Origin of the sequence: Neochlamydia sp. AcF65 (assembly GCF_018342435.1) — a bacterium.
Classification (GTDB): domain Bacteria; phylum Chlamydiota; class Chlamydiia; order Chlamydiales; family Parachlamydiaceae; genus Neochlamydia.
The window spans coordinates 1-1,799 of sequence record NZ_JAEMUE010000006.1; the positions used below are offsets into that span (position 1 = coordinate 1).

2 protein-coding genes are annotated in these 1,799 nt (G+C 34.4%); both read right to left on the reverse strand.

The annotated features are described in order from the left end of the window. Window positions 1-121: 121 nt before the first annotated feature. Entirely contained in the window at window positions 122-277 is a 156-nt protein-coding gene (locus tag NEOC65_RS00350) for a transposase (protein ID WP_213150933.1), read from the reverse strand. 1,212 nt (window positions 278-1,489) lie between these two features. Then, on the reverse strand, window positions 1,490-1,799 hold a 310-nt coding region (locus NEOC65_RS00355), incomplete at its 5' end, for a hypothetical protein (RefSeq protein ID WP_213155350.1).

The window sequence follows — 1,799 nt, forward strand, 5'->3', positions numbered from 1 at the left end:
CAAGGAACAGGCAATCCCAAAGCCAGCAAAGTAATCAGCGATGACACAAACCCTCGCACAGCACCGGGGGGTTAAGATAAACCGCTCTAATCATCAACACGCATAAGATAGCGTCAGCAGATTAAATTCTTGGACGGCCCTTCTTACCCGTGTTTTTATTTTCCCTCCATCCTTTAATGGTTTCATCCGAAAACCATAAGGTTATGCTTCCTCTTTGCACTAAAGCTTTGTTATAATCGGACCAGTTACGTATGCGGTAGTTAAGCTTTTTTTCCATAGCTTGCCTATATTTTTGTTGTTGCAAACTAATTTTATAGCTCTTATGTGTTAAAGGGCAATCTTATCGCATACACTTCTTAGCATTTACGCAACAACGCCATGTAATTAATAAATTTAAAATTTAATCTTTTGCTTGTTGCCAAGCGGAGCGCTGAATAGCCTTAAATAAAGATTTTTAAGAAAAAAGCTTAGAGGATTAGCCTTTATAGGCTTTGCAAGCAGATATTAATTTCCACCTATCTTTATGTATAACTAAGCTATAATTGGCACACATGGCATATATCTAACAAGATTAAATTTTAACTTAAACGTTTAATAAAAAACATTAAGCTCCTTGTAGGCATTCTCTCTTCTATTGATAAACCTATAGATACTAATCTGATGATAGGTTGCCTTTAGAGCTTAGCTTTCAGCTCTCTACTACCACCTAAAAAACGGAATAAATTTTTGGATAACTAAAAAATGTTTTAGATTAGTTCAGAGTGTAGAAATGGGTAGGATAATTAAAATTGAGGTTTTAGCAACTTATTCATTTATGATAAATCAATCGTTGCTCTAGCCGAGTATAAACGTTAGATTCGCCATGAATAATGAAGCCAATTTAATAGAATGAAAGGATTTTTATTCCTTCTTGCCTCTTTGGATAAGAAGAACGTTTATCCCCAAAATTAAAAAAAATTAAGGGCCTTAACTTTAGGTAAGCCTTACTTACTGTGAGGGTTAGCAGCAAAATTATTAGGAGTACCCCTATAAAAAGGTTCTTAAAAGCCTCAGTCAATCCTAATATGCTATCCTATTCAATAGGGAAATATAAATAGCCATGATTACAGCCACAAGGATAATCTTTTACGACTACAGCCATTGCCTTGGAAATAAAAATAGATGGCCTTTATGCCTCAAGCTATCCTAGAAATGAATCAAATAGAATTAGAAGGAAGCAAAGGAAAAGTCATTAAGTTGCTATAATAAGGGGAAAGTATCAAGGATGCTCCTATCCTAGCGGAGACAGAACTAGAAATTACTACGAATGCCGGTAAGCAAGCCTTCCCAGAAGGCAAATAGTATAAACAACCTACAGTAAAGCTAAAAAGAAGGAGAAGAGTATCTAACCATCTTTACAGCCCTACAACATAGTCTAAGCCTTAATTGTCTTCAAGCAAGAGTGCTCCTATCAAGATCTTTGAATTTACTAAGGTTAGGTTTTAAAAACTTAGTCAGAGTCATAACAATCAGAAGAATCCTCATCACTACTACATTCATAATAACAATTCTGTAAGTCAAAGTTTATCCCATTAGATGACCCGGATTGCCCACTTTTTTTATCTATTCCTTGAAATATTTTAATTGCAAATTCTTTCTTATTAGGATCCATCAAAGCATTTATATAAGCTAAAGAAAGAATTTTTAAATCTTTTATAATCTGTAATAGATAGGACTTAATCTGACATTTGTGATAAAAATAAAGGAAACTCAATTTAAAAGCCGCGAAGCTTGAAGCCCTGTCGCTCATTAAAATTGGC

Coding starts and splice junctions, on each gene's coding strand:
- NEOC65_RS00350 (WP_213150933.1), bottom strand. CDS start 277: ATGGAAAAAAAGCTTAACTACCGCATACGTAACTGGTCCGATTATAAC.